The sequence below is a fragment of the Phytoactinopolyspora limicola genome (assembly GCF_011320225.1).
GTDB classification, from domain to species: Bacteria; Actinomycetota; Actinomycetes; order Jiangellales; family Jiangellaceae; genus Phytoactinopolyspora; species Phytoactinopolyspora limicola.
In genome coordinates this window covers 36,573-56,793 of sequence record NZ_JAAOEN010000012.1, presented here as the reverse complement: position 1 = coordinate 56,793, position 20,221 = coordinate 36,573, and the positions used below count along the sequence as shown (strand labels likewise).

Sequence of the window (20,221 nt, the reverse complement as noted above, 5' to 3'; positions counted from 1 at the left end):
GGCCGGACAACTCGGAAAATTAGTGGGGGACGACGGGGGAGCCGACGTGTAATGTGCCCGCGCTGTCCGGGATCAGATTGATGCCGAACCACACTTTGCCGTCCCAGCGGCGATACCGGGCCAGAGTCCGGATCGGCTCGCGGCCCTTGAGCAGGGTGTCCGGGTCGATCGTGGTGAGTACACACCGGGCGCACGGCTTGGCGACCCGGAACGTGACGTCGCCGAGCTGGACCCGGGTCCATTCGTCTTCGCTGAACGGCTCGTCGTTCTCGATGACGACGTTCGGCCGGAACCGGCGCATCGGCAGCGGATCCGGTGCCGGCTCACCCCGGTCCAGAGCGTCGGCGACGATCCAGTCGTTGAGCTGGCGAAGTGAACTCGTCGTCGTCAGAAGCACCGGGTAGCCGTCGGCGAAACTCACCCGGTCGGATTCGCGCCCGTGCGCCGGGTTGACCGACCGGCGAGTGGGCTCATCCAGCCAGACGAGGCGGACGTCATGGTTGAGCAGAGCGCTGAACCATCGATCGGCCTCGGGGCTGGGGTGAGCGGCTTTGAGCTGACTACGCCAGATGGTCACCGGCACCAGTTCGGCATCGCCGGTGGCGTCGACGGACACCGGCTCGGCGCCCGGCCGCTCCAACGTCACCCGGCCCGGCGAGTGATGGGTGGCGGTGACCGTGAGCAGCCGGGAAAAGACACGCGCGGTGACCACGGTTCCGCTGGCGTCCACCACCATCCACCGCCGATCAGCGGCCAACCCCCACGGCTCGACGTCGACGGACTCGACCGAGTGCCCTCGGGTCGACTTGACCGGATAGACGTTCAGCTCACCGATGTACATGCCACCAGTCTCACAGGAACGCCTTTCCGTCACCGCGGTAGGTGGGTGTGGTGTCGACCAGCCGCTCGCCGCGGACCAGGTGATAGTTGTCGAACCGTTCGGCCATCTCGCCGGCTTTGACGTGCCGGAACCAGACGAGATCCCCGATGGCCAGGCTGTCGGCCGTAGCTCCCCCGAGCAGGGGAGTCTGCGTCTGGCCGGCGCCTTCGTCCCGGGACAGCCGCAGGCCCTCGGGCAACCAGGGCAGCGGCAACTGGTGCGCACCCGCCGTGCCGCTGGCGACGTAACCGCCGCCGGCGACGGTGACCACACCCGGCCCTGGGCGGCGCACCACCGGTGCGGCGAAGAACGCCGCTGGCCGGGGCTGGACGTCGGTGAGGTCGTCGGTGCTCGCCGGCCCGAGCAGTGCGGAGCCCGCCGACACCTCCGTCACCCAGCTGTGCTGTGCCGTCGCCGCCATCGAGGCCGTGCCGCCGGCGTTGACGAACTCGAGATCGGTGATGGCACGCACGGCCTCGACCACTGCCGCCTGCCGCTCGGCCAGCCGACCCATGGATCGGCGCAGGACCCGTCGGGCGAGTGCGCGTCGGATCCGGCCGTGGCGAGTCCGCCAGAGGTCGACGGCCGGCTGGGAGTTGTAAGCCATCAACCCCACCAGCCGGAAGCCCGGACGGGACATGACGGCCCGAGCCAGCCGGGTGACGTCGTCGACGGCGCGTAGCGGCGAGCGGCGGTAGCCGAGCCGCCAACGGCCGCGGAGGGCCTGCCACGAGGAGTCGAGATCCAGGCAGACCCGCAGTTCGGCCCGGGCCTCGGGCGGGGCGACGGCGTCGACGAGGTCCAGGTGTGCGATGTCGTCGACCATAAGCGTGACCCGCCCGGCGAGATGTTCGTCGCTGGTCAGCCGCGAGATCGCGCGGCGGTCGGCGCTCGGATAGGCGACCAGGGCGTCGTCGGAGATACCGGTGCCGGCCAGCCAGATCGCCTCGGCCAGGGTGAATGACAGCACACCGCGATAACCGTCGCGGCCCAGGAGGTCGCGGAGCAGCGCGCGGTTGCGGATCGCCGCGGTGACGACGCGGATCGGGCGGCCGGCGGCGTGCCGGACCAGATCGTCGGAGTTGGCGTCCCACGCGTCCATGTCGACGGCCGCCAGCGGCAGGTCACATCCAGCGGTGGCGCTGTTCAGGCGATGTCGGAGGTCGGCCCGGGAACTGGTGAGGGACGGTGGTGGTGGTTCGGCGGCCGGCGGGCGGGTGGCCGGTAGCGTCTCCCGCCGTGGCGCGGGCGGGGGAGGAGGCGTCGATTCTTCGGCTAGCTTGATCTCCACTAGGCATGGATATCAGAAGATCTCGCCCAGGTCACCACGAGATCACCACTATCCTTCAGATCGGTGCAAATGCCCTGACGGCTGGCGCTGATAAACGACCGTTAGCCTTGATTCGTATGTCGAGAACTCTCCTGCTGCTGCGGCACGCCAAGTCGGCCTGGCCCGACGATGTCCCCGATCATGAGCGCCCGCTCACTGGCCGCGGGCGTCGCGACGCCGAGCAGGTCGGCCGGTGGTTACAAGACAGCAAGCTGGCGCCGGAGTTCGCGCTGGTCTCCAGCGCGCAGCGGACCCGTGAGACCTACGAGCGGCTGGCCGCTCAGCTCGACGCGCCGCCCCGGCCGCAGGTCACCGACGCAGCGTATGCGGCTGGTGTCGGCGACCTGCTGGACCTGGTGCGAGGGTTCTCCATCGACGTGCACCGGGCGATCCTCATCGGCCACAACCCCGGCATCGGCACCCTCGCCACCTTGTTAGACGACGAGTCGAGTGACGTCTCGGGCCGGTCGGAGATGCGAATGGGATATTCCACGGCGGCCTGCGCGGTGTTCGACGTGGCGACGGAGTGGGCCGAGCTCAACCCCGGAGACGCTCGCCTGACCGATTTCGTCGTCTCCCGCGGCTAACCCCACCCCACCTCCACCCACCCCACCTCTCCGTGATCGTCGGCGGGATCGAGTCGCTATAGCGACTCAATCCCGCCGACGATCACCGGATTAGGTGCCGACGCTGGTCATGACATGTTTGACCCGGGTGTACTCCTCGAAGCTGTACATCGACAGGTCCTTGCCGTAACCGGAATGCTTAAACCCACCGTGCGGCATCTCCGCCACCAGCGGGATGTGGGTGTTCACCCACACGCAGCCGAAGTCCAGCTCACGCGATAGCCGCATGGCGCGGCCGACGTCGGCGGTCCACACCGACCTCGTGATCATTGGCTCTTAACTACCGGATCCGGTAGCTAAAAGCCAATGATCACCGGGGCAGGGGAGGGGAGGGGGTGACATAGCCGTCGGCGGCGTCGGCCGCTTCGACGTCGGCGCGGCTGATACCCAGCAGGTACAGCACCGCGTCGAGGTACGGGACGTTGACCGCGGTGTCGGCGGCGTCGCGCACGACGGGTTTGGCGTTGAACGCCACTCCGAGGCCGGCGGCGGCGATCATGTCGAGGTCGTTGGCGCCGTCACCGACCGCGATGGTCTGCGACAGCGGCACCCCGGCTTCGGCGGCGAAATGTCGCAGCGCCTCGGCCTTGCCGGCGCGGTCGAGGATCGGCCCGACGAGCCGGCCGGTGAGCCGCCCGTCGACGATCTCAAGGGTGTTCGCGGCGGCGAAGTCCAGGCCGAGGTCCGCGGCCAGGGCGTCGGTGATCCGGCTGAACCCGCCGCTGACGATGCCACACCGGTAGCCGAGCCGTTTGAGGGTGCGCACCAGGGTGCGAGCACCCGCGGTGAGCTGGACGTCGGCGCGGACGTCCTCGAGTGCCGACTCGGGCAGCCCGGCCAGGAGCCCGACCCGCGCCCGCAACGACTCGCCGAAGTCGAGTTCGCCGCGCATCGCTGCCTCGGTGACCTTGGCGACCTCTTCCAAGACACCGGCCCGGGCGGCCAGCATCTCGACCACCTCACCCTGGATCAGCGTGGAGTCGACGTCCATGACCACCAGTCGTTTGGCCCGCCGGATCAAACCGGACGGCTGAACCGCGACGTCTACCCCGGCGTCCAGGGCGGCTGCGGCCAGCTCGGCCTTGAGCTCCTGCGGGTCGGCGCCGGACACCTCGAACTCGATGGACGTGACGGGGTACGAAGCCAGCCGCATGATGCGGTCGATGTTGGCCCCGGCCGCGGCGACCCGTTGAGTAATCGCGGCTACCGCGGGCGGGCGCAGCGGTGCACCGAGCACGGTGACGTGAGCGCGCTCGACCGGTTCGGCCGGATCGCCATGCCCGCTATTGAACTCCACCGTCAGCCCCAGCGTGGCTGCTACGTCGCTGAGCTGTGCGCGCACCGACCCGTCGTCCCCGGTTACGTCGAGAACCGCCGCCAGCACCAGCTTGCCTCGGGCGGTGACCTGCTCGATGTCCAAGACGTCCACCGGCCGCTCGCCAAGAGCGCCGAAGATCCGCGCCGTCAGCCCGGGCCGGTCGGTACCGGTGAAGGTGGCGAGCAGGGTGGGCATGGGAGACGTAGGAGAATCGGCCAGCACGGTGTTCACGCTACCGGACTCAGTGAGTTGCACGCGGCGACCAGGGCATGCCGGGCCGCGCGCTCGAGCGGAGCCAGCGCCGCACGCCGTGACGCCGCGGAACTTGCCGTGACGGCCCCGCCGTCGTCGTCGAGGGCAAAGCCGGCGATCGCGAGCAGCCGGATGCTGCGCGCGGCCACCACCTGGGCCCGGTTGGGAAAGGCCCGGGGCAGCGGTTCGGTGACCTGGTCGGAGCGTACCTCCTCGAGGAGGACGGCGACGTCCGGCTTCCACGCCGCGACGTCGAGCCGGGCCAGAGTGGAGCCAGCCTCCAAGAGTGTGGTGGCCAACGCCTGCTCGGCGTCGCGTAAGTCGGGTCCGGCCGGTGGTGGCGCCGCCGGCAGGCAGCGCCAGGTGACCATATGGCCTTGGTCACCTGGCGGGCCGAAGGCCCGGACGTCGGGTATGAGCGCGCAGGGTTGCGGGCCGACCGCGAGGACCGTCTCGCCGGCGTCGATGGCATCCGCGGTGAGAGCGGCCGGTCCACCGAGCGCCACCGGGTCGCCCGGCACCGGCAGCGAGACCCGGAACGAGGAGAGGCCATCGGCGCGCAGCGTGGTGAGCGCGGTGACCAGGCTGGTGGTGGACTCGTGGCCGGGGAGGTCCACCACGTCGTGCGGCTCGTCGTCGGCGGTGACGCGGTCGACGACCTCGTCGAGAGAGCATTCGCCGTGCAGCCATGCACTGGCCCATGCGGCCAGGCGGGCGGAGCGCGGCATCGTCACCATGGCCCCCAAGCCTAATGTCCCGTGGGGAGCATCCGCGCGGTGGTTCGGCACAGCCCAGCGGATCGGCCCGCAGGACCCGCCAGGTATCGTGCGCTTGCGTAGTGTCGCGCCGATCGACGAAGCCCGAGGGAGCGAGTTCCGTAATGTCCGACGTGCTCGAGTTCGCCGACGTGACACTGGTCCGGTCCGGGAACCGGCTGCTCGACGGCATCAACTGGCGGGTCTCCGAGGGGGAGCGGTGGGTCATCCTCGGTCCTAATGGCGCGGGCAAGACGACGTTGCTGCAGATCGCGGCCACCAATATGCACCCCACCAGTGGGTACGTGTCCGTACTCGGGGAGGTGCTGGGCGGGGTCGACGTGTTCGAGCTGCGGCCCCGAATCGGGTTGACGAGTGCGGCACTGGCCGAGCGGATCCGGGGCAGTGAATGGGTGCTCGACGTCGTGCGCACCGCTGCCTACGGTGTGCTCGGCACCTGGCGGGAGTCCTACGAAGATCTGGACGACTCCCGGGCCTTGGGGCTGCTGGTACGGCTCGGGATCGCACATCTGGCGGGGCGGACGTTCGGGACGTTGTCCGAAGGGGAACGTAAACGCACCCAGATCGCGCGGGCCATGATGAGCGACCCTGAACTGTTGCTGCTCGACGAGCCGACGGCGGGCCTCGACCTCGGTGGGCGGGAGACATTGGTCGCGGCACTGAGCGAGATCGCCGCCGATCCGGTGTCGCCGACCACGGTGCTGGTCACCCACCACGTGGAGGAGATTCCGGCCGGGATCACCCACGCCATGCTGTTGCGTTCGGGCCGAGTGGTGGCGTCGGGACCCATCGGGCAGACGTTGACGCCCGATAACCTCGCGGCCTGTTTTGGTGTGTCGCTGGACATCAGCCATCAGAACGGCCGGTGGAGTGCACGCGCCTCTGCTCGCAACGGCGGGTAGCGCACCTGGAGCCGGGCGTTCCGTGTCGGCGATACTGTGGGCGTGGAGTATGTGTCCAGAGTGCCGCGACCGCCGCTGGACGGGCTGATCGACGACCTCTATTACCTGGAGGGTGTGTCGCCGTATGCCCGGCTGACGCTGCCGGCGAGTCCGGCGGCGTTTCTCATCGTCAACCTTGGGGCGCCGTTCCGCATCCGCGCCGGTACCGACGTCGCGACGGCCGAGTATGCCGACGGCTGTGTGGTCACCACGCCCACCCGCGCGTTGGAGTTCGGCTACCCACTGCGGACCCGGTCCGTCGGCGCGCATTTCAAGCCGTGGGGGCTGGCGCCGTTCCTGCCGATGCCCGCGAGCGAGCTGTGTGACCGGCCGGTGACGGTAGAGCAGGCGTGGGGCCGGCCCGCCGTTGCTGAGCTGCGAGACCGGCTGGCCACGGCGCCAGGACCGGACGAGATGCTGACGCTGCTCGAGGAGGAGCTCAGGCGACGGCTGTGCGAGACCGCCGGCCTGGGGCTGGTCCGCCATACGAGCAGCGTCATCGCGGCAACCAGCGGGGCGGCGGCGATCGGCGACCTGAGCGTGGCGGCCGGTGTCAGCAGCACTCACCTGGCACAGCGGTTCAAGGAGCTCATCGGCGTCACGCCGAAGCGGCTGGCCCGCACCTACCGTTTCACCGCCACCGTCTTCTCGATCAACCCCGCCGAACCGGTCGACTGGGGCGACCTCGCCAGTAGCGCTGGCTATTTCGATCAGGCCCACTTCGGCCACGAGTTCCGGGCGTTCACCGGGCTCACACCGACCCGATACGTCGACGTCCGGCGGCGGTTCCTGCGCGAACATCCCGGCCACGCCCTGGACGGCTGGCCGCTGCCGGCCGATTGATTTCTTACAAGAGCGACAGCTCACGACACGCTAGCTTTGGGGGCACCCCAAAGCAGAGGAGCGCCCCGTGGGCAAAGTAGTCATGTACGCCTCGGTGTCGGTAGACGGCTTCATCGCGGACGAGAACGACCAGCCCGGACCGCTGTTCGACTGGTTGTCCAGCGGTGACGTCCCGTTGGACGAGAGCGGCTACGTGAAGGTGTCGCAGACGTCCTACGACTACACCCGGGCGTACTGGGACCAGATCGGGGCGACAATCGCCGGGCGCCACGTCTTCGACATGACGGACGGCTGGGACGGAAAGCCGCCGAGCGGGATCGACCACGTGGTCGTCGTGACCCACCGGCCGCCACCCGAGGGCTGGGACCCCGAGGCGCCGTTCCACTTCGTCGACGGCGCCGAGGCAGCCGTGGCCAAGGCGCAGGAGCTTGCCGGTGACCGCATCGTCGAGGTCGCTGCCGGCGATGTCGGCGGCCAGGCGCTGGCCGCGGGTCTGGTCGACGAGGTGCGCATGGACGTCGTACCCGTTGTGTTCGGGGCCGGCAAGCGCTACTTCGGGTCGGTCGACGCGCAGCACCTGTTGGAGGACCCCGACGTGGTGATTCAGGGCAACCGGGTGCTCCACCTCCGCTATCGGGTGCGCCGTTGAGCGATCTCAGCGGGTACGCGCAAACCGCCGCAACTCGCCGGGGTTCGGGAGCAGGCTCTCAGCGGTAATCTGGTCGAATGGAAGGTTTCTGGGACTGGCTAGGCGACAACGAATGGTCGGCTTGGCTCGGACTGGCCTTCATCTTCGGGATCGCCGAGACCACCACCCTCGATCTCGTGTTCCTGATGCTGGCGGCCGGGGCGGCGAGCGGAGCCGTAGCCTCAGTGGCTGGGTTGCCGTTCATGGCGCAGACACTGATCGCGATCGGCGTCAGCGCCGCGTTGATCGGTGTCGTGCGCCCGATCGCCAAACGTCATCTTCGGGTGCCGACCCGGGTGCGTACCGGCGCCGCGGCCCTGGTAGGGCTCAGCGCCGTGGTACTCGAACGGGTCGACGGCGACGGTGGCCGGATCAAGCTCCAGGGCGAGATCTGGACCGCTCGGAGCTTCGACGGACGCACGGTTATCGAACCTGGCGAGAACGTGGATGTCGTCGAAATCGACGGTGCGACGGCTTTGGTGTTCCCGGGGCATGATCCCGTGTAGGGTCGGCTTCGACGTCGACGTGAAAGGTGATCGATGGAAGCCGGACAGGTGTTTCTGCTCTTCGTGATCTTCCTGCTGGCCGTGTTCGTGCTGGTTGCTTTAGCGAAGTCGGTGCGGATCGTTCCACAAGCCCGGGCCGGCATCGTCGAGCGGCTGGGGCGTTACCAGCGCACGCTCAGTCCGGGCCTCGCCATCGTGGTTCCGTTCATCGACCGGGTGCTGCCGCTGCTCGACCTGCGCGAGCAGGTGGTGTCGTTCCCACCGCAGCCGGTGATCACCCAGGACAACCTCGTCGTGTCCATCGACACCGTCATCTATTACCAGGTCAACGACCCCAAGGCCGCTACCTATGAGATCGCCAACTACATTCAGGGTATCGAGCAGTTGGCCGTCACCACGCTGCGTAACGTCATCGGTGGTATGGACCTCGAACGCACCCTGACCAGCCGCGAGGAGATCAACAGCGCGCTACGTGGGGTACTCGACGAAGCAACCGGCAAGTGGGGTATCCGGGTCAACCGGGTGGAGCTCAAGGCGATCGATCCGCCGCCGTCCATCCAGGACTCGATGGAGAAGCAGATGCGCGCCGACCGCGACAAACGTGCGGCGATCCTCAACGCCGAGGGTGTCCGGCAGTCGCAGATCCTGACCGCCGAGGGGCAGAAGCAGTCGGCCATCCTCGCCGCCGAAGGTGACAAGACGTCGCAGATCCTGCGGGCCGAAGCGGACAAGCAGGCAGCCATCCTGCGGGCCGACGGTGAGTCCAAAGCCATCGCGGCAGTGTTCAACGCCATCCACAAGGGCCGGCCGGATCAGAAGCTGCTGTCCTACCAGTACCTACAGATGTTGCCGGAGATCGCCAAGGGCGACGCGAACAAGGTCTGGATCGTGCCGTCGGAGATCGGCGCCGCGCTCGAGGGCCTCGGCACCGCGGTCGGCAAATTCGGCAACGCGCTGCCTGGTGTCAGCCGGCCGGGGTCCGACAACACAGCAGCCGACCTCGACCTGGATGAGCCGGAGCCGGCCGCCGAGGCAGCCGCCGATGTCTCGGACGCTGCCGACGCCGCGGCGGCCGAAGGTGAGGCAGCGGTGTCGGCGGCCGAGAACGAGGTGCGCGAGGCGTTGCGGGCAGCCGAGGCGGCCGCACAAGGACAAAGCCCGACAGCACCAGCACCTGGCGACGACCCCGGAGACGTCCCGGAACCGCCGCCGGTGCCGCAGCCTCCACGCGAGTGAGTCTGCTCGAAGCCGTCGCGATCGTCGCGGCAGGGTTCGCCGCGGGCGTCATCAACACCGTCGTCGGGTCCGGAAGCCTGATCACGTTTCCCACCCTCGTGGCTTTGGGGTACCCACCGGTGGTGGCCAACGTGTCCAACTCGGTCGGCCTGGTGCCCGGGTCGGTGGCCGGTGCCTGGGGGTACCGGCGTGAGCTGGTCGGTCAGCGGAATCGGCTGCTTCAGCTCGGCGCCGTGGCGCTGGTTGGGGCCGTGATTGGTGCTTTGCTGCTGTTGCGCCTGCCCCCGGAGGCGTTCGAGACGATCGTGCCGGTGCTCATCGTGCTGGCGTGTGTGCTCGTGGCGATCCAACCGTGGCTGACCGAACGGCTCAAACACCGGCCGCGAAGCGAGAACGGCGGCTTCTGGGTCTGGCTGATGATCCTGGGCAGCAGCGTGTACGGCGGCTATTTCGGCGCTGCGCAGGGTGTCATCCTGATCGCGGTGCTGGGTCTCGGGCTGCACGAGACCCTGCAGCGGGTGAACGCCGCGAAGAACGTTCTGGCCGGACTGGTCAACCTGGTCGCTGGGCTCGTCTTCGTCGCCATCGCGGATGTCGACTGGGCGGTGGTGGGGTGTGTCGCGGCCGGTGCGGCGGTCGGCGGGGTCATCGGGGCCCGGATCGCCCGGTCCCTGCCGCCGCTGGCGCTGCGCGTCGTGGTGATCGTGGTGGGCATCGTCGCCACCGTCTCGTTCCTCCTCAGCTGACCCCTCCCATGATCATGAACACTTTTCCGGGTGATAGCACGGGTAAGTGTTCATGATCATGGGAAGGGGCGGGAGAATCTGACGGTGCGGCAGATCCAGATCGACGACCCGGCCGACCCACGCCTGGCCGACTACGTCTCGTTACGCGACGTCCAACTGCGAACATCGTTGGAGGCCCAGCACGGGCTGTTCCTCGCCGAGGGGGAGAAGGTGATCCGGCGGGCGGTCCAGGCCGGGTATCCGGTGCGGTCGTTCCTGATGGCGCCTCGATGGGTGGACCCCCTGGCCGACGTGATCGACGCAGCCGTCGACGCCCAGGTCTACGTCGCGCCAGAGCCCGTTGTCGAACAGGTCACCGGCTTCCACGTCCACCGCGGGGCACTGGCGTCGCTGCGTCGACAACCATTGCCGGAGCTGTCCACCGTGATCCGGGACGCGCGGCGCGTCGTCGTCATGGAGGACCTCGTCGACCACACCAACGTTGGGGCGGTCTTCCGGTGCGCGGCCGCGCTGGGCTGGGACGCCGTGCTGCTCAGCCCGCGGTGTGCGGACCCGCTCTACCGCAGATCGATCAAGGTATCGATGGGCACCGTGTTCTCCGTCCCGTACACGCGGGTGGACACCTGGTACGACGGCCCGGGTGTGCTCCAGGCGGCCGGGTTCGAGGTTCTGGCGCTCACCCCGGCCGTCGACGCCGTCGACCTTGGCGACGTACACCCGCCGCAGCGGCTGGCGCTGCTGGTCGGCACCGAGGGGGAGGGGCTCAGCGAGCGTTGGCTTCGAGCCGCGGACCGGCGGGTGGCCATCCCCATGAGCGGCGGGGTCGACTCGTTGAACGTCGCTGCCGCCACTGCCGTCGCATGTTACGCGCTGCGCCCGGATCGGTGACGACGCCGCGCTCGGATCGGTGACGACGGGCCGCCGGTACCGATGATTTCCGGCCGCTCCGACGGTCCACATTGGCAAGATGCCCGATGACGCGGCATCATCGCAGGTATAGACCGGACGATTCGGGGACGTCGATATGCAAACGGTATGGAGAGGTTCCATCTCCTTCGGACTGGTGTCCATCCCGGTGCGGCTCGTGTCCGCCACCGACGAGAAGGACGTCAGCTTCCGGCAGGTGCACGCAGCCGACGGTGGGCGTATCCGCTACCGGCGCTTCTGCGAGAAGGGCGGGCACGAGGTCGCCTACGCCGACATCGCCAAGGGCTACGAGATGCCCGACGGTGAGATGGTCATTTTGGACAGCGACGACCTCGCCGACCTTCCGGTGGTGTCCAGCCGGTCCGTCGAGGTGCTCGGCTTCGTGCCGTTCGCCCAGATCGACCCGACGGCGTTGGCTCGCGCCTACTACGTCGAACCGACGGGTGACACCAAACCTTACGTCTTGCTGCGTAACTCGCTGGAGGAGTCCGGCCGGGTCGGGGTGGTTAAGGTGGCCCTCCGCAACCGGGAACGGCTGGCGCTCCTGCGTTCACACGAGGGTGTCCTCGTCGTTCAGACCATGATGTGGCCGGACGAGATCCGCAAACCGGAGTTCGGTTTCCTCGACGAGGACGTCAAGATCCGCAAACAGGAGATGGCCATGGCCGAGTCTTACATCGAGACTCTGGCCGGCGACTTCGACCCGGGTGAGTACACCGACGACTACCGCGAGGCGGTGCTCGAGCTCATCAACGCCAAGGCCGATGGTGCAGAGGTCAGCACCCCGGAGGAGGAGCCGGACGACGGCACGGTGGTCGATCTGATGGAGGCGCTGCGCCGCAGCGTCGAGCAGGCCAAAGAGGCGAAGGACGGCAAGCAGGAGAAGCGCCGCACGAAGTCGGCGTGAGCCTCAGGTGGTTCTGGCCTCCGCGTCGGGGCCGGATTAGGCGCCGCCGGCGATGAGCTGGTGGAGGGTCCGCGGGCCGACCGTCGACGCACCGCTTCGCGTGACCCGCTGGCGTAGCTCCCGGTCTGCCGTCACCACCACGACGTGATCGTCCGGGCGTCGCATGAGGGCGTCGTCGACCACGGCCACGATGAGGTCGTCGCCGTTGGCGGGAGCCCGCTCGATGACAACCGGCGACGCGTCGTCGGAGGGTGCGGACTGATCGGCGCGGTAGATGTTTCTGGCCTGCCCCTCGACGACGAGGTGGATCCGCGGCCACCAGGACGTGGCCGGTAGCCCGAGGAGCGCTCCGGGGAGCGACGTCAGCGCGGCCAGCTTGTCGTGCAGCCGCTCAGCCGCTCCTTCCCGATCCCGCCACCACCCGTCCGGCCGGGACCCCACCACGTTGGCCGCGTCGACGACCAGCACGAGGTGGCGAAATGCCTGCTCGCGGATGGCCGGCCACAACTTGCCGAACGCCGGATGCAGCGGCAACGCGTCGACGTCGGCGGCCGGCACCCAGGAGATGTCGAGACTCTCGGGGTCGCTCGGATACGGCACGAAGTCGACGTCGCAGCGGGCAACCACCGTCGTGTACGACCACGGGCCGTGATCCTCGACCCAGCTGTGGCTGGGCGTGACCTGGTCAGCCGGCACCGCTGCCTCTTCGTGTGCCTCCCGGATGGCGCCGTCGAGTGCACTTTCCTCGGAGGCCCGCGCCCCGCCAGGGATACCCCAGGTGCCGCCGTGATGGCTCCACTCGGCGCGGTGCTGCAGCAGGACACCACGGGCCGGGTCGACCACCATGAGGCCCGCCGAGCCGAACAACCCCCAGTGCCGTTGCCCACACGTGCACTCCACCCAGCCGTCACCGTCGGTGTGGTGTCTAAGAGGACTCATCCCCCTCAGTCTCTCGTATCAGCCGACCGTCGCCCAACCCTCGGTGCATCGCCTGGGGCGACATGCAGCGTAGGGTGCGATCCCGTGAACAGTCTTATCGACGTCGGCGGTGCCGGTGAACATACGTTGCGATGGGGCGAGCAGGAAGCCGTTGTCGTCGAGGCCGGAGGTGGCCTGCGGACCTACTCCGCCGCGGGCGCCGACCTCGTAGCCGGCTATCCCGCCGGGAGCGTATGCCCCAGCGCTCGGGGCCAATGGCTCGTGCCGTGGCCGAACCGGATCCGCGACGGCCGCTACACCTTCGCCGGGACCGAACACCGTACGCCGCTCGACCCAGGGAAGACGACGGCGATCCACGGGATGGTGCGTTGGTTGCCGTTTCAAGTGCTGGCCCGGGCCGAAGCGTCGATCGAACTCGGCACGGTGCTCACCGCCCGGCCGGGTTACCCGTGGACGCTGCGGATCTGGACGCGATGGTCGCTGGGGGAGCGTGGGCTCACCTCTGAGCTGGTAGTTGAGAACGTCAGCGACGACGACGCACCCTACGCCGCGGGCACCCACCCGTACCTCGCCCTCGGTGGTGGACTCGTCGACGACGTGACCGTGACGGTGCCCGGGGCGACTATCCTCCTCGGCGAGCACGGCATGATGACCCAGCGCACACCCGTCGACAACGACAACGACTTCCGGACGGCCCGCATCGTCGGGGAGAGCCAACTCGGGCTGTACACCGACCTCTCGAGGGACACATCCGGCCTGGCGCACACCGTGCTCGAACGGCCCGACGGCTGGCGAATCGCCCTCTGGCAGGACGAAGCCTGGCCGTTCGTCCTCCTCTACACCGCCGACAGCGTCAGCGTAGCCGAGGGACGTCGTCGTTCTCTGGCCGTCGAGCCCATGACCGCCGCCGTCGACGCGTTCAACACCGGCGATGGGCTCATCACCCTCGAACCGGGCGGAACCTTCACCGGGACGTGGGGTATCTCAGCCAGCCGATGGCGGTAGGGTCCATTCCGTGGCGAGCACTGACCCGGTCCAGGAGGAGTTAGCCGCGTGTGAGCGCAAGTTCCGACGCAGCGGACTGCCGCTGTTCATCGAGGGCTACACCGCGTCCGAAGACATCTTCACCCGCGCCGCGCCGCTGCTGGCCCTGGTATTCCTCGCCGAGATGCTCGGCGCGATCGACATGGACTGGCCGTTCCTCGTCAACGTCGTCGCTGCGCTTGGTGGCCTGGCCATCCTGATCATCGGGTTCGGGCTGCTCAACCGGCTGCTCGGCCGTGGCTTCTGGACACTGCCGCAGCGGATCGGCCGACCCGAACTGGCGGGCTTCGTCTTTCTCCCAGCCTTGCTGCCGCTGATCTTCGGCGGGCAGCTTCGGCAGGTGGTGGGGGTCATCGCCGGCAACACCGTGCTGCTCGGGCTGATCTACCTAGTAGTCGGCTACGGCCTGATCGGCACCCTGGGGTGGGCCCTGACCCGACTGGCCGACGAACTGGCGGATTCGCTGGCGCGGCTCGTCCGGGCCCTCCCGTTGTTGTTGATCTTCTCACTCGTGCTGTTCCTGAACGCGGAAATGTGGCAGGTCTTCTCCACGATGCCGCGCGACTTCGTCTGGATCGTCGCCGGAATGTTCGTCGGACTAGGCTGGCTCTTCCTCATCCTGCGCATGCCCGGCCAGGTCCGACAGCTCGAGGCGGAGCTACGCGGCGACACTCCCGCACTCAGCCGCCGCCAGCGGGTCAACATCGGACTGACCCTCACGATCAGCCAAGCACTACAGGTCTTCGTCGTCAGCGTCGGCGTCGGCGCGTTCTTCGTGGCATTCGGAGCGCTGGCCGTGGGGGACGAGGTCCGCGCCGCGTGGGCCGTCACCGACGGCATGTGGTCCTACGACGTGATGCTGTTCGGGCACGAGATCCAGATCACCGAGGCACTGCTCCGAGTCGCCGGCGGCATGGCCGCCATTACCGGGCTCTACTACGCGATCTCCATCCTCACCGACGCCACCTACCGCGAAGAGTTCCTCGAGGGTGTCACCGAGGAGATGCGCGACGTCTTCGAGGCGCGGGCGCGGTATCTTGAGTTGAGGGCGTCGATCAACACGGGCGCCGCTTCACCGGGTCACTGATCAGGCCCGCGGTTGGACAGACAGCCGCTGGAGTTTGGTACAGTTACTCGGCCGCCGGCGCTCAAAAGGCGCCGACACCATGTCCGGGTGGCGGAATAGGCAGACGCGCTAGCTTGAGGTGCTAGTCCCCGTTAAGGGGGTGGGGGTTCAAGTCCCCCCTCGGACACGTCCATGCCACACGCGCTAGGTCAACTTCTACGTTGACCTGGCGTGGGTTGGCGTCATAGATGAGCTTGAGGCCCAGTGACGGGTAGAGTTCGGCTCGTTCTTCGGGCGTAGCTTCGGCCAATGCCGATGTGATTCCGCCCACGTGGGCGATGAGTTCCTCGATCTCTTGATCCGCGACGGTCCTCTTCTGGGTGGCTCGCCGGAGTTCTGCCTTGAGTTGGTCGCGTTCATGGGTGCGCTGGGCGAGCTTCTCGGTGAGCAGCGCCATTTCGCCGGAGGCCTCTTCGATGGCATCAACGAGGTTGCGGATCTTGCGTTCTCGGTCCGCGATCTGTTTGCGAAGCGATTCGACATGGGCGTCGTGGGTCGCGCTCGGTTCTTGTGCCGCGCGGAGCCATTCTGGGCTTGCAAGCGTAGCGAGCCACGGATCGAGCTTAGAGACGATCTCGTCTTCGCGGACGTACAGGCTGGACGGGTGGCCCGTCATGTCTGGCGTGATCGACCGTCGTCTTCCGGGAATACACCGGTACATCTTCCAGCCTCGGCCGTTGGCATGGCGTGACTTGTGGTAGCCCGCCTGCATCCGTAGACCGCACTGACCGCAGAACAGTAGGCCCGAGAGCGCGTAGGAACGCTTGGCCGGCACTGCTCTTGTGGTGCCCGGTTTGCTTCTGCTGGCGATTCGAGTCTGCACGGCGGTGAAGAGATCGTCATCAACGAGTGGTTCGTGAGACTTGTGGTCGGGCATGATCCAGCTGTCGCGGCGCCGCCATCGCATCTTCGTCTGGTAGCCCGCAGCGACGTCATCTGGGTCGACGAGCGCTTCGAACTTCTCCTGCTTGCCCCAGACCCGGACACCGGTGTAGACGGGGTTGACCAGGATGGCGCGGACGGCGGAGTGTGCCCAGCCTTTTTGGTCCCGATGTGGGTTGCGTCGTGGGTCGTGCTGCGAAGGGGAGGGATGACCGGCATCGGTGAGATGCTGCGCTATGGCACGGAATCCCATGCCGCCGCGGTACATCGTGAAGATCTCCTTAACCACGGTAGCGGTCACTGGGTCAGGTTCAAGCCGCCTGAGCCTCTGCCCGAGCGAGGCCTTCGCCGGGTTGGGATGCTCGCCAGCGTCAACTAGTTGGTAGCCGTAGGGTGGCCGGCCGGCGAGGTGTCGGTCGGTGGTCTCGGCGAGGTTAGCCATGGCGTCCTTGACGCGCTTTTGGATGCGCATCCGTTCGCCCTTGGACATTCCGCCGAAGAGGGCCATTACCAGGTCGTGTGCTTCACTGCCGGGGTCGACCCGACCGCCGACCTCCGGGACCCAGAGGCCGACTCCGTGGTGCGTGAGCACTGGGAACGTCAGGGCGAACTGTGCGCCGTAGAAGGCGCGTTGCGGTTCGCCGATCACGAGTTCTGTGAACGGTCGAGCCGGGTTGGTGATGTCGTCGAGCAGCCGTGCCGCCTCAGGGCGTCGCTTCCACGGCAACGAACGTGATTGGCCGATATCGAAGTACTCGGCGACTATCTCGCCGCCGTGGGGGTCGATGAGCTGTTGTGCACGTCGTATTTGCCAACCCCGGCTGGACTCCGGGTCTTGGGCATCTTCGGTTGAGCATCGGCCGTAGAAGGCGAATCGCATGGTCGCTCCACGCTGAGACCTGTCGTGTTCCCGTCCCGTCTGGCGGCCTGCCGGGCGCGGACGTTTCTGAGTATCTTCAGTATGGCCCGAGCGGCGCTCGGAGGCGGTGTCCAGCCGGTCGGCGTGTTGACGACGAGTGTGAGCGGTCCGGCGCTCGGCTCGACGTGTACGGACCGTGCTCGTGCCTCTGTCGCGCGAGCACGCGCTTGCGTGCGGCGGTGAGTCTTTCTCATGGCAGGTCGACCTCGTCCGGCAGGACGCCGTCCTCGACGATTCGGCGACGGTTGACGTCGTCTTTGACGAATCGGGCAAAATCCCGGTCGCGGTTAGTGATGCGTGTTTCAGCTGGTTCATCAGGTAGTGCTTCGCCGGGCCAGGTGGTTTGGCGGGTTGGCCGGTCGCGGTCGAGGCGGGTGCCGGAGATGGTGACCCATTCGCGGAGGCGTTCGCGGGCAGCGCGGAAGTCGACCATCCAGGCGAGTGGTGCGGCGGCGTCTTGGTGGGGTTCGTAGGCGCCGAGCCATTTGAGGTGGAGGGCGGAGAGTTCCCAGACGAGTTCGGGGTGGCGGTGCCAGTAGGGCGGGATGACGGATGCGGGCAGGCCGAATTCGTGGCGGAGCCAGTTGACCCAGTCGTTGAGGGTGTGCCATTCGGTTTCGGCTTCCTCAGCCGTGAGGGTGCGCCAGTCGACGGGGCGCAGGGGGAGGCCGTAGGCGTCCTGGAACAGCGCATCGACCTCGTCATCGATGTGGGCGTCGTCGCTGGTGGGGTTGAGCGGTTCGGCGGTGACCACGTCGGGTTCATCCATGTCGGGGACGAAGTCCACGGGGGCGTCGTGTTCATGGTCGTCGGCGCGGTCGGGTGTGTTGAAGACGTGCATAGCGATCCTTCCTCCTCAGCGGGACACAGCCGGTTGGCTAGGCGGTGGCGGGGGAGGACTGGCAGCCTGGGCCGCGTTCGTCCGCGCCTCCACGGCATCGTGAGTGGTCGATGCGTGTGATGCGGATGCTGCTGCCGAACGCGCGCCCTCGGGTCCTGTTCGGCCGCTGTCGTGTTCGCGGGCAGAAGGCTTGCGGTGGACCTCGTAGGTGGTGGTGTTCGGGTCGTGCCCGAGTCGTTTGGCGACGAATTGTTCGTCGGTGCGTTCTTGTCCGTCGATGTTGCGGGTGTATTGGCGGACGTAGCCTTGGGCGACGACGTCGTCGCCGCGGCGGAAGCGTTCGTATGAGCGTTCCGCGCCTCTGCCGAACTGGACGAGGTCGTGGTAGGTCGGCTGGAGTTTGCGGAATGAGCCGTCGTCCTGGCGTTCGAAGTGGTTGATGCCGATGCGGACGTACAGGCGGGCTTGGCCGTCGTCGTTGAAGCTGAGTCTGGGTTCGGTGGCGATGAAGCCATTGATTGCTTGTGTTGTCTTGATAGCCACGGCTACCTCCTGACCGACGGATGACCGATGAACCCGGCGAGGCCGGGATACCGGTCAGGTGCGTCGCGTGGCCCTAGCGTTCAGGTGGCGTCGCGTAGTCGCCGTTCGAGGTCGTCGCGGTCTTCAGCGAGCTGGTCGGCGTCGTTGCGCTTGGTCCATGGCCGCAGGGTGGTGACGATCGGTCGTGCGGTGCGCAGGAGGGTCACGCCGGTGCCGAAGGGCAGCGTGCGCAGCACGTCCGGGGGCATGACCGAGATCCGGCGGAGCGAGCGTTGGGTTGATCGACCACCGTGCTGGTCGATGGTGGTCGAGTCGGTGGTCTCGTCCCGTTCGCCGATGAGCGTGGCGAGGTCTTGCAGATCGCGGCTGTTGGACGCGCCGCCGAGGACGATTTTGACGATAGCGGCGTCCCAAATGGCGTTGGCTTGGTTTTCGCCCCATTTTTCGCGGGCTTGGGCGAGAGATTGCAAGACGGGCAGGGTGGTGATGCCGGTGCCGCCGCCTTCGGCCATGAGGGTCGGCAGGGACGGAAGCGGTGCGAGGTTGCCGATCTCGTCCAGGGCGAGCAGCAGTGGTGGGTCGAGGCGGGCACCGGGGGAGCGGGCGGCGAGTGTGCGAGCGGTCTCGACGAGGTCTTCGATGAGGGCGGCGACGAGGCTGGCTGACGCTCCGGCTCCGGCGCCGGTGGCGAGCAGGTAGAGGGTGCCGTTGTCGCGCAGGAATGTTTCGGGGTCGAACACCTCACCGATGCGTGGTGTGACGGCGTCGAGCACGCGCGGGTCGGCGAGGGCGGAGAAGGCGAGGGAGACGCCGTGCCAGATGGAGTCGCGGGTTTTGGGGTCGGCTTGCAGCATCGCCTCCAGTGAGTCGGCCCAGCCAGTGGCAGCGCGCGGATTGGACTGCAAGATGCGCACCGCATCTCCGGCGAGTGTGGGGTTGAGCGCCCATTGGTACAAGGTGGCGGCGTCGCGCCCGTCCAAGGCAGCGGCGTGCAGCAGAGCTTGGATCGCGGCGGTGGTTTTGCCTTGCCAGAAGTCGCCCCCGGTGACGCTGGAGTAGTTGGTGGATGAGGCCAGCCCGGTGGCTCGGATCATCGCGGTGAGCGGGTTGTCGCAGCCGCGGACGGGGGACCAGCGCAGCCCGGCGGGGATACCGGGTGCAAGCTGTTGGGGGTCGAACACCGCGACTGGGCCTTGTCGCTGATGTGCCGCGAGGGTGACGGTGAGGTTGTCCGGCCGGGTCGAGGTCGTGATCACCGGACCGGGCGCGTCGAGAATCGCGTTGATCACGACATGCAGCCCTTTGCCGGAGCGTGGGGGGCCAATGAGCAGGATCGAGTCTTCGACCGTAGCCCACACGTTCCGGCCGTGGGCTGTGCCGAGCAGGTAGCCGACATCAGAAGGTTCCGGTTTGGTCAGCGACGGGCGCAGCGTACCCGCTCGTTTCAGCAGCCCCCGGGCTGATGCGGCCCGAGCGACGTCGGCACGGCTGGCGGTACCGGGTCGCTGGCGCAGGTCCAGCGCGCTGGTCATACGGACGGTCTGGAGGGCTCGCCACACCACCACGGTCGCGACGGCCAGGACAGCGAGAAAGGCGACGACGACGGCCCAGTAGACGACCGGATTGAGGTCCGGGGTGCCGAGCGCTGACCCGACGTCGAGCGGACGGGACAGCACACCGAGACTGCCCGTGATGCTCGCCGTCGGTTGCGGTTGCCCGGTGAGCACGGCGGTGATGCTTCCGGCGCTCCTGAGGACGGCTGATAGCCCGGCGATCGCGGCGAGCAGGGCGAGGCCAGCGGTAGCCGTTTGGTGGTCGTGAGGACTGGCGTTACGGGTCACACCGCTCAGGTGCGTTTACCAGTAGGCGTGGCCAGCGTTGATCGAAGCGGTCGGGTCTCGGTGCTAAGGCGGCGCTGGTGCCTAACGCGGACCGAGAAAGAAGACCGGAA

General features: G+C 67.8%; 20 protein-coding genes, 1 tRNA gene and 1 pseudogene. 12 read left to right on the top strand and 10 right to left on the bottom strand.

The window, feature by feature from the left end; genetic code table 11:
• Nucleotides 1-19: 19 nt before the first annotated feature.
• Together G8760_RS22400 and G8760_RS22395 are read right to left on the bottom strand one after the other, a co-directional pair.
• Entirely contained in the window at nt 20-841 is an 822-nt protein-coding gene (locus G8760_RS22400; protein ID WP_166355059.1) for an MOSC domain-containing protein, read from the bottom strand.
• A 10-nt stretch (nt 842-851) separates the two neighbouring features.
• Nucleotides 852-2,030 carry an alanine racemase gene (locus G8760_RS22395; protein ID WP_343074446.1) on the bottom strand — a complete coding sequence of 393 codons (1,179 nt, stop codon included), beginning with the start codon at nt 2,028-2,030 and terminating at the stop codon, nt 852-854.
• Nucleotides 2,031-2,287: 257 nt separating this feature from the next.
• Between G8760_RS22395 and G8760_RS22390 the strand changes: the two genes are divergently transcribed.
• The gene (locus G8760_RS22390) at nt 2,288-2,797 is read left to right on the top strand and encodes a SixA phosphatase family protein (protein WP_166355058.1); all 510 of its coding nucleotides are present in this window, start codon (nt 2,288-2,290) and stop codon (nt 2,795-2,797) included.
• A 90-nt stretch (nt 2,798-2,887) separates the two neighbouring features.
• Here G8760_RS22390 and G8760_RS22385 read toward each other — a convergent pair.
• The 3 genes and pseudogenes from G8760_RS22385 to G8760_RS22375 form a co-directional block, all read right to left on the bottom strand.
• A pseudogene (locus G8760_RS22385) lies at nt 2,888-3,103 on the bottom strand (aldehyde dehydrogenase family protein); the annotation flags it as partial.
• Between the two features lie 43 nt (nt 3,104-3,146).
• The gene (gene serB, locus G8760_RS22380) at nt 3,147-4,376 is read right to left on the bottom strand and encodes a phosphoserine phosphatase SerB (protein WP_246222651.1); all 1,230 of its coding nucleotides are present in this window, start codon (nt 4,374-4,376) and stop codon (nt 3,147-3,149) included.
• A gap of 5 nt (nt 4,377-4,381) precedes the next feature.
• Complete coding sequence (locus tag G8760_RS22375; protein ID WP_166355057.1) at nt 4,382-5,143, bottom strand: hypothetical protein; 762 nt, start codon at nt 5,141-5,143, stop codon at nt 4,382-4,384.
• Nucleotides 5,144-5,286: 143 nt separating this feature from the next.
• Between G8760_RS22375 and G8760_RS22370 the strand changes: the two genes are divergently transcribed.
• The 8 genes from G8760_RS22370 to ku all read left to right on the top strand — a co-directional run bounded on the left by G8760_RS22370 (nt 5,287) and on the right by ku (nt 11,976).
• A complete protein-coding gene (locus G8760_RS22370; protein WP_166355056.1) occupies nt 5,287-6,084 on the top strand; it encodes an ABC transporter ATP-binding protein in 798 nt (265 codons plus the stop codon).
• A gap of 60 nt (nt 6,085-6,144) precedes the next feature.
• On the top strand, nt 6,145-6,966 hold the full coding sequence (locus G8760_RS22365; RefSeq protein ID WP_166355055.1) for a helix-turn-helix domain-containing protein: 822 nt from the start codon (nt 6,145-6,147) through the stop codon (nt 6,964-6,966).
• A gap of 67 nt (nt 6,967-7,033) precedes the next feature.
• Nucleotides 7,034-7,615, top strand: coding sequence for a dihydrofolate reductase family protein (locus G8760_RS22360; RefSeq protein ID WP_166355054.1), 582 nt, complete (start codon nt 7,034-7,036; stop codon nt 7,613-7,615).
• A 77-nt stretch (nt 7,616-7,692) separates the two neighbouring features.
• Nucleotides 7,693-8,160: an NfeD family protein gene (locus G8760_RS22355; RefSeq protein WP_166355053.1), complete on the top strand. Its 468-nt coding sequence runs from the start codon at nt 7,693-7,695 to the stop codon at nt 8,158-8,160.
• 33 nt (nt 8,161-8,193) lie between these two features.
• Complete coding sequence (locus G8760_RS22350) at nt 8,194-9,396, top strand: SPFH domain-containing protein (RefSeq protein ID WP_166355052.1); 1,203 nt, start codon at nt 8,194-8,196, stop codon at nt 9,394-9,396.
• Complete coding sequence (locus tag G8760_RS22345; protein ID WP_166355051.1) at nt 9,393-10,142, top strand: sulfite exporter TauE/SafE family protein; 750 nt, start codon at nt 9,393-9,395, stop codon at nt 10,140-10,142. The genes G8760_RS22350 and G8760_RS22345 overlap by 4 nt, the downstream gene beginning before the upstream one ends.
• Before the next feature lie 84 nt (nt 10,143-10,226).
• Nucleotides 10,227-11,030, top strand: a complete 804-nt coding sequence (locus G8760_RS22340) for a TrmH family RNA methyltransferase (RefSeq protein WP_207782609.1) — start codon at nt 10,227-10,229, stop codon at nt 11,028-11,030.
• Nucleotides 11,031-11,166: 136 nt separating this feature from the next.
• The gene (gene ku / locus G8760_RS22335) at nt 11,167-11,976 is read left to right on the top strand and encodes a non-homologous end joining protein Ku (protein WP_166355050.1); all 810 of its coding nucleotides are present in this window, start codon (nt 11,167-11,169) and stop codon (nt 11,974-11,976) included.
• Nucleotides 11,977-12,012: 36 nt separating this feature from the next.
• Here the strand turns inward: ku and G8760_RS22330 are convergent, their stop codons facing one another.
• Nucleotides 12,013-12,915, bottom strand: a complete 903-nt coding sequence (locus G8760_RS22330; RefSeq protein WP_166355049.1) for an NUDIX hydrolase — start codon at nt 12,913-12,915, stop codon at nt 12,013-12,015.
• Between the two features lie 84 nt (nt 12,916-12,999).
• Here G8760_RS22330 and G8760_RS22325 point away from each other — a divergent pair, with 84 nt between their 5' ends.
• The 3 genes from G8760_RS22325 (at nt 13,000) to G8760_RS22315 (ending at nt 15,212) form a co-directional block, all read left to right on the top strand.
• Nucleotides 13,000-13,920 carry an aldose 1-epimerase family protein gene (locus G8760_RS22325; RefSeq protein ID WP_166355048.1) on the top strand — a complete coding sequence of 307 codons (921 nt, stop codon included), beginning with the start codon at nt 13,000-13,002 and terminating at the stop codon, nt 13,918-13,920.
• 10 nt (nt 13,921-13,930) lie between these two features.
• Nucleotides 13,931-15,046 (top strand): hypothetical protein, encoded by a 1,116-nt coding sequence (locus G8760_RS22320; RefSeq protein ID WP_166355047.1) that lies wholly within the window; start codon nt 13,931-13,933, stop codon nt 15,044-15,046.
• 81 nt (nt 15,047-15,127) lie between these two features.
• A tRNA-Leu gene (locus tag G8760_RS22315) sits at nt 15,128-15,212 on the top strand.
• On the opposite strand, the gene G8760_RS30965 is transcribed toward G8760_RS22315, so the two are convergent.
• The 4 genes from G8760_RS30965 to G8760_RS22295 form a co-directional block, all read right to left on the bottom strand.
• Nucleotides 15,168-16,847 carry a recombinase family protein gene (locus G8760_RS30965; protein WP_166355137.1) on the bottom strand — a complete coding sequence of 560 codons (1,680 nt, stop codon included), beginning with the start codon at nt 16,845-16,847 and terminating at the stop codon, nt 15,168-15,170. The genes G8760_RS22315 and G8760_RS30965 overlap by 45 nt on opposite strands.
• Nucleotides 16,848-17,076: 229 nt before the next feature.
• The gene (locus tag G8760_RS30370; RefSeq protein ID WP_166355046.1) at nt 17,077-17,727 is read right to left on the bottom strand and encodes a hypothetical protein; all 651 of its coding nucleotides are present in this window, start codon (nt 17,725-17,727) and stop codon (nt 17,077-17,079) included.
• A gap of 15 nt (nt 17,728-17,742) precedes the next feature.
• Complete coding sequence (locus tag G8760_RS22300) at nt 17,743-18,270, bottom strand: single-stranded DNA-binding protein (protein ID WP_166355045.1); 528 nt, start codon at nt 18,268-18,270, stop codon at nt 17,743-17,745.
• Between the two features lie 80 nt (nt 18,271-18,350).
• A complete protein-coding gene (locus G8760_RS22295; protein WP_425502372.1) occupies nt 18,351-20,120 on the bottom strand; it encodes a type IV secretory system conjugative DNA transfer family protein in 1,770 nt (589 codons plus the stop codon).
• Between the last annotated feature and the right edge of the window lie 101 nt (nt 20,121-20,221).

Excerpts from the sequence above, each read along its gene's own strand:
- G8760_RS22350 (WP_166355052.1), top strand. The coding sequence starts at position 8,194 with ATGGAAGCCGGACAGGTGTTTCTGCTCTTCGTGATCTTCCTGCTGGCC.
- G8760_RS30370 (WP_166355046.1), bottom strand. The coding sequence starts at position 17,727 with ATGCACGTCTTCAACACACCCGACCGCGCCGACGACCATGAACACGAC.
- G8760_RS22370 (WP_166355056.1), top strand. The coding sequence starts at position 5,287 with ATGTCCGACGTGCTCGAGTTCGCCGACGTGACACTGGTCCGGTCCGGG.
- G8760_RS22330 (WP_166355049.1), bottom strand. The coding sequence starts at position 12,915 with ATGAGTCCTCTTAGACACCACACCGACGGTGACGGCTGGGTGGAGTGC.
- G8760_RS30965 (WP_166355137.1), bottom strand. The coding sequence starts at position 16,847 with ATGCGATTCGCCTTCTACGGCCGATGCTCAACCGAAGATGCCCAAGAC.
- G8760_RS22400 (WP_166355059.1), bottom strand. The coding sequence starts at position 841 with ATGTACATCGGTGAGCTGAACGTCTATCCGGTCAAGTCGACCCGAGGG.
- ku (WP_166355050.1), top strand. The coding sequence starts at position 11,167 with ATGCAAACGGTATGGAGAGGTTCCATCTCCTTCGGACTGGTGTCCATC.
- G8760_RS22390 (WP_166355058.1), top strand. The coding sequence starts at position 2,288 with ATGTCGAGAACTCTCCTGCTGCTGCGGCACGCCAAGTCGGCCTGGCCC.
- G8760_RS22375 (WP_166355057.1), bottom strand. The coding sequence starts at position 5,143 with ATGGTGACGATGCCGCGCTCCGCCCGCCTGGCCGCATGGGCCAGTGCA.
- G8760_RS22355 (WP_166355053.1), top strand. The coding sequence starts at position 7,693 with ATGGAAGGTTTCTGGGACTGGCTAGGCGACAACGAATGGTCGGCTTGG.